Source organism: Nocardioides sp. (assembly GCF_050699375.1).
Classification (GTDB): Bacteria; Actinomycetota; Actinomycetes; order Propionibacteriales; family Nocardioidaceae; genus Nocardioides.
The window spans coordinates 1-6,230 of record NZ_JBOHDN010000322.1 but is presented as its reverse complement, the minus strand read 5'-3'; the positions used below and the strand labels follow the sequence as shown (position 1 = coordinate 6,230).

The window sequence follows — 6,230 nt, the reverse complement described above, 5'->3', positions numbered from 1 at the left end:
CTTTCCCGCATGTGCGGGAAAGTGCCGCCCGGTGAATCCGGCGGTCCGATCAGGCGCGTCGGCGAGCGGCGCGCAGCCCGAATGCGGCACCGAGGGCGAGCATCCCACCGCCGGCGACCATCGCGATCCCCAGGCCGGGGAGGCTCTCGTCGACAGCGACGGGTGCGGCGGCCGCGATGCGTACGGTGTCGACCTCCTCGCCGGTCTGAACATCGGTCAGCGCGACGGTGGATGCCGTCCCCTGGGACGTCCCGGCCGCTGCGAGGGGCGCGCGAGCGAGCTCGGGCGCCAGAGCGGTCGTGGCCCACGCCTTCGGACCGGCGACCGCCACGGTGGTCGCGACGGGGCCTGCGTCGGACGGCGTTCCGGCGCTGGTCGCTCCCTTGGAGGCGGACGTGGCCGCGGCGCCGACATCGGTCACCGTGCCGAGGTCGGTTGCCGGCTCGGTCACGCTCGCGGCTTCGTCGCTGGACCCATTGTCCATCGCCGGATCGGTCTCAGGCTCCGGCTGAGGGTTAGCACCAGCCTCGTCCTCCACCGGGGCTGCGATGGTGAAGGTCACCGTGGTCTCGTTGCCGAGCGTGTCGTAGGCGACCAGCGTGTTCTCGCCGGCGTGGACACCCCAGAAGCTGCCGAGGGCGAGCTCGTTGGCGTCCGACCAGCGGTTGGCCGAGAGCGCGAAGTCGGTCCCGTTGACCCGCACCCCGGCGACCTTCGCCCCGAGCGCGCCGTCGTCGAGCTTGAACGAGCGGCTGGTCTCCGAGGAGCCGTCCTTCTCGGTGATCAGCGGTCCGGAGGTGTCCAGGACGAACTCGACCGGTGCCGACGCGTTGCCGGCCTCGTCGTAGGCGATCAGCGTGTTCCTGCCCTCCACGCCGCCGAAGCGACCGGGCTTGATGTCGTTGACGTCGGACCACTTGTTGTTGGCGAGGTCCTTGGTCTCACCGTTGACGGTGACCTTGTCGACCTTGTACGCGTCGTAGAGCCCGTAGGACTTCGACTTCGCGATCGCCCCGTCGACGCCCTTGTCGGTGACGGTAGGTCCGGTCTCGTCCAGGACGAAGGTGACCTCGGAGGTGTTGCCCAGCTCGTCGTAGGCGACCAGGGTGTTGACGCCCTCGACGCCGCCGAAGCGACCCGGCTTGATGTCGTTGACGTCGGACCAGTTGTTGTTGGTCAGGTCCTTGGTCTCGCCGTTGATGGTGACCTTGTCGACGTGGCGCGGGTCGAAGAGCTTGAACGACTTGGTCTGGCCGGCCTTCCCGGCGGTGCCCTTGTCGGTGATGTCCGGGCCGGTGGTGTCCAGGATGAACTCGACAGGCGCGGAGGCGTTGCCGGCCTCGTCGTAGGCGATCAGGGTGTTCTTGCCCTCGACGGCGCCGAAGCGGCCAGGGACGATGTCGTTGACGTCGGACCAGTTGGCGTTGGTCAGGTCCTTGGTCACGCCGTTGATGGTGACCTTGTCGACTCGTCGGGCATCGAAGAGCTTGAACGACTTCGACTGGGCGGCCGCACCGGCGGTCCCCTTGTCGGTCACTGTCGGGCCGGTGCCGTCGACCACGAAGTCGTACGTCGAGGTGCTGGCGACGTTGCCGACCGAGTCGAGCCCGTTGTAGCGCAGCGTGTAGGCGCCGTCCGGCAGGTTCACCGGCACCGAGAGCGACCCGGTGGGGGACTGGAAGGACTTGAACAGCTGGCCGCTGCGGTAGATGTTGCCGACGGTCTTCGTGACGAGGTGGTTGTCGGTCGTCTGCAGGTTGAACACGTGACCGGGCCGGACGAGCGGCTCCGGGTTGAGCAGCGTCGTGACCGGCTTGACGAAGTCGCAGACGTAGGTCTCGGGGGCCTCGGTGATGGTCTTGGTGTCGACCTTGCTCGGCCAGCCGGTGGGGGCGTAGCGCACCCAGGCCGCGTCCTCGACGTTCGTCGAGCCGGCCGGCTTGCCGGTGTAGTAGAGAACGGTGTCGGGCTCGTCGTACGCCGCGGTGACCTCGACGACCTCGTCCCAGGCGTCCTTGTCGACGATGGTGGCTGCCGCCACGTCGAGCGAGGGAGCGCGGTCCCAGCCCTTGCCGGGGTTCCAGGTGTCGGAGTCCTTGAACTGGAGCTTGCCGGTCTGGTGCTGGGTGTAGGCGTACTGCGCCGGCTCTTCGTGGGTCGCGGCCTCGTGGTGCACGACCTGGGTGACGGCGTCGTGGTGCGCGCCCGGAACGGACTTGGCGTAGCGGGACTCGGTGTGCGTCACCGCCGCGATGGTCTCGATCAGCTTGGCGGAGCCGGCCGTGCACTCCGGGGTGGCGGCGTAACCGGCGGTGAAGGTGCTGCCCGCGCCAATGATGGCGGTGGTGGACAGCCCGAGCGCGGCGATCCGGACGATGTGCTGCTTCATTGAACGGGTTCTTCTCTACTGGCGGCAGGGTCGCGGGCGCACGGTGACATTCTTTCCCCGTGTCGAACGCCCGGGTGCCGATCGCCAATCTGAGCGAGAGGCCCGCGGCGCCGGTTCCACTTCGCGATCTCATCCTCCGAATTGGGGATGCAGCGTCGCTCCCGGACGCATTCGTCAGGGTGCGGGCGCAGACAACGCCTGCATCACGTAACCGATCGCAAGCAACATCGTCAGGCTGCCGATGGCGATACCGGCGACTGCCGCCCATCGTCCGCGCCGCTTCTCGTCGGCGGTGCGAGCCAGACCGATGATCCCGAGGATGAAGCCCAACGGACCGCACATGATCAAGCTGGCCACCAGTGCGGCGACCGATACCCCATCCAGAGGCACCGCGTAGAGCGACCAGGCCGTGGCCGGCTTCTCCGCCGGCGGCGGTGTGGGCTGCGGGCTCGCCTTTGGAGAGCTGGTCGGCCGTGATTGGGGCGGATGCGGCTGCGCCGGCTGTTGTTTGGCCGGTGGGGGCTGGACCGGCTGTGACTGGACGGGCTGTGACTGGACCGGCGGGGGCTGGACCCCCGGAGGCTGGACTCGCGGGGGCTGGACCGGCTGTGACGGGGCAGCCTGGGGATTGACCGGCCGTCGCCGCGGTGTCGTCTTCGCTGCAGGGGGCGGCGGGGTCGGCGCGGTCTGCTGCCGGGCCGACAGGGCCGGGTTCGCCGGGTTCGTCGCCGGGTTCGCCCGGCGTCCCTGTCGTGAGGAGTGACGCAGACGGTTGGCCGACGGCCTCACCGGGGAAGCCGGTGGCGGAACCGGGCCAGGCGAGTCGCTCCCGGCCGGTGGTGTGGTCCACGGCGAGTCGCTGCCCCACTCTGCTCGCCAGCGTCTGTCTCGGTTGGCGGTCGGTGTGGCCGGAGTCCCGGGCCGAGCATTTCCGGCGGCGCCCGGGGGAGCGGACTCACCGCGGCGCCGAGCGAGCTCCTCGTCGAGCGTCGCTCGGGCGACCGGGTCGAGCAGCACGTCGCGCGCCCGGTTGATGCGCATCATCAGCTCGCCGTCGGCGGCGCGGCCGCCACGATCGGGATGAAACTGCTTCGCGAGCTCGCGGTGACGAGCCCGGACGGCCGCGTCGTCCGCTTCCGTACCGATCTGGAGGACGGAATAGGCGTCGATGAACTTCCCGCTCACTCAACGCCCCCCACGCACAGTCCTCCGGTTGTCAGCCTCGGTCGCCGGGTTCATCTCGCACCCGGTGCCCAAAGAATCCCAAAGCAGTGAAATCCTAGAGCAGTTGCGGCCGGATGCTGGTTTCGCCACGGGAAATTAAACGAGGGCCGCCCAGTGGGCGGCCCTCGAAGTGGAGCGGACGACGAGGCTCGAACTCGCGACCTCAACCTTGGCAAGGTTGCGCTCTACCAACTGAGCTACGTCCGCTTGCGAGATGAACAGTAGCGGATGTGGTCTGCTCACCTCCAACTGGGGATACCGCGTGTCACGAACCCTCCTCGGGGGCATCCACCGGCGACGTACGCCGCTCGAGCTGCTCCATCAGCTGTGCGATCTGAGCCTTGTGAGCGGCCCTGAGGTCTTCGAGCCGATCGTTCGCGTGGGCCCGCTCCCGATCCATCTCGGCGCGGGTCGAGTCGCGGTCGGCCTTGGCGGCGGCCTCGCTGCCGCGGAGGTCGGCGACCTGGTCCCGCAGCGTGTCGATCTGCTCCCGGGCGGCGTCATGCTGCGTACGCAACCCGGAGATCGTCGCCTCTGCGCTCGCTGTCGCCTTCTCCCCGGCCCTCTTCTCGGCGATCAGCTGCTCCTGCAGCCTCGCCATGGCCTTCTCGGCATGGTCGGCGCGGGCCACCTCCCTCCTCCTGAGCTGCTCGGCCGAGGCATGGGCCGCCTGCTCGGCCTCGAGCCTCTCGGCCAGAGCCGCGCGCTCTGCGGTCACCCCTGCGAGGCCCTCTTCGAGATCGGCGATCCTCGCGGCGGCGGACTCGCCTGCCGCGGCAGCCTTGGACTCGGCCTCCTCCAGTGCCTGCTGCGCGGCCTGGTCGGACTCCTCGGCCGCGGTCTTCGCCGTCAGGGCCTCCTCCAGAGAACTAGCCGCGCGCTCGGCCTCCTCGAGCGCCTCCGCTGCCGCGGCGTCTGCCTCGTCCCGGTCCGCCTCGGCCGCGCGCCGCGCCTGCTCGGCCCGCACCGCACGGGCTCCGGCTGCGGCGATCTGCTCCTGCGCCTCGCTCTGCACGGTGGCGATCTGCGCTTCGGCCGCGGTCAGGTCGCCGAGAGTACGCAGCTCGTCGAGCGCCTTCGGCAGCTGATCCAGGAACCTGTCGGCCAGCTGGGTCAGCTGAGTGGTGATCTCGGCGGCGCGCTGCTGAGCCGCCTGCACCGGGCGCGCGGTCTCCTCCGGCGGCCGCGTCTCGGCCACCCGTTGGAGCCGTTTCCGCTCGCGCCAGGCGGCCGCACGGTTGTGGGCAGGGTCGTCGCAGTATTCCGGCGGCCGGCCGCTCCCACTCTCCGAGGCTGCCGCGCGCAGGGGACACCCAGGGAAACGACAGAGCTTCTCGTCCGTACCGTCGATCTCGATCATTACGTCATCCTAGCGTGACCAAAGACGAAACGAATACTTAAAGACCTCGTGATCGAGACCCCAGCCACGCGCACAACATAACCGGCATTATGATGTGTGCTTGTGAGCGCTATCGAGCACCGTCCGCAGACCCCGGAAACCGCCCCGGCGATGACGGAATCCGTCAGAGAGCTGTTCCTCGAAGACCTCGCAGAGCTGCCCCACGAGAAGAGGGCTGAGGCACTGGCCAGAAGGTTCCTGCTCTCGTACGCAGGACACACCCGCGCCGCGTACGGACGAGACCTCGCCGACTGGTTCGCCTGGTGTGCGGCGCTGAAGATCGACCCGCTGACCGCGAACCGGGCGATGGTCGACGGCTACGCCCGCCATCTGGAGACCCGACGAAGCCCGGCGACCATCGCCCGTCGGCTCTCGGCGATCGCGGGCTTCTACCGCTACGGCACGGCCGAAGGAGTCCTGGGCGCATCCCCGGCCGAGCACATCAAGCGCCCGAAGACCAGCAACGACTCCCAGACCCTCGGGATGGACAGGGGAGAGGCACGAGCGTTCCTCGCCACCGCTCGAGAGCACTCCGGCCGCGCCGCCGCGCTGGTGACCCTCCTGCTCCACGACGGCCTCCGCATCTCAGAGGCGCTCGGCGCAGACGTGACCGACCTCAGCCACGCCCGCGGCCACCGCATCCTGACGATCACCCGCAAGGGCGGCGCCCGCCGCGACGTCGTGCTCAACCCAGCGACGTCCCAGACCCTCGACACCTACCTGGACGCGAGAGCCGACGGCCCCCTCTTCGTCACCAGCACCGGCAACCGCTGGCACCGCTCCGAAGCCTTCCGCCTCATCCGCAGGCTCGGTGCCGCTGCCGGCATCGAGCACGGCGACAAGCTCTCCCCACACAGCCTCCGTCACACGTTCGTCACCCTCGCCCGCGAAGCCGGCGTCCCTCTCGAGGACGTCCAGGACGCAGCCGGCCACGCCGACCCCCGCACCACCCGCCGCTACGACCGCGGCCGCCACAACCTCGACCGCCACCCCGCGTACGCCCTCGGCGCCTTCCTCGCCGAGTAGGTGCTGGTGGTGGCGCCGGCAGACCCCACGAGTGACTAGTGGTCTGAGCCGATAGTTCGTCCCTGGTCCGTCGTCAGGGTGCGTGCTGGGCAAAGGCCACTTCGTTCAGACCTCCCCGCGAAGGCATACCGGGGTCTTTCGAGCGGGGGCAACGCCGCCCAGTGCGTGCCATGGCGGCGGACCGGGGAGGAA

Annotated in this window: 4 protein-coding genes and 1 tRNA gene; 1 reads left to right on the top strand and 4 read right to left on the bottom strand. The window is 69.5% G+C overall.

The genetic code is table 11. The features are described 5' to 3' along the window. Positions 1–49 precede the first annotated feature (49 nt). The 4 genes from ACRDPS_RS22440 to ACRDPS_RS22425 all read right to left on the bottom strand — a co-directional run bounded on the left by ACRDPS_RS22440 (position 50) and on the right by ACRDPS_RS22425 (position 4,973). Positions 50–2,389, bottom strand: a complete 2,340-nt coding sequence (locus ACRDPS_RS22440) for a hypothetical protein (RefSeq protein WP_431503883.1) — start codon at positions 2,387–2,389, stop codon at positions 50–52. Between the two features lie 174 nt (positions 2,390–2,563). After that, positions 2,564–3,574 (bottom strand): DnaJ domain-containing protein, encoded by a 1,011-nt coding sequence (locus ACRDPS_RS22435; protein WP_431503882.1) that lies wholly within the window; start codon positions 3,572–3,574, stop codon positions 2,564–2,566. Between the two features lie 170 nt (positions 3,575–3,744). Next, a tRNA-Gly gene (locus ACRDPS_RS22430) sits at positions 3,745–3,820 on the bottom strand. Positions 3,821–3,878: 58 nt separating this feature from the next. Continuing rightward, positions 3,879–4,973 (bottom strand): hypothetical protein, encoded by a 1,095-nt coding sequence (locus tag ACRDPS_RS22425; RefSeq protein WP_431503881.1) that lies wholly within the window; start codon positions 4,971–4,973, stop codon positions 3,879–3,881. A gap of 102 nt (positions 4,974–5,075) precedes the next feature. On the opposite strand from ACRDPS_RS22425, the gene ACRDPS_RS22420 reads away from it, so the two are divergent. Further along, the gene (locus tag ACRDPS_RS22420) at positions 5,076–6,038 is read left to right on the top strand and encodes a tyrosine-type recombinase/integrase (RefSeq protein WP_431503880.1); all 963 of its coding nucleotides are present in this window, start codon (positions 5,076–5,078) and stop codon (positions 6,036–6,038) included. Positions 6,039–6,230: the final 192 nt, after the last annotated feature.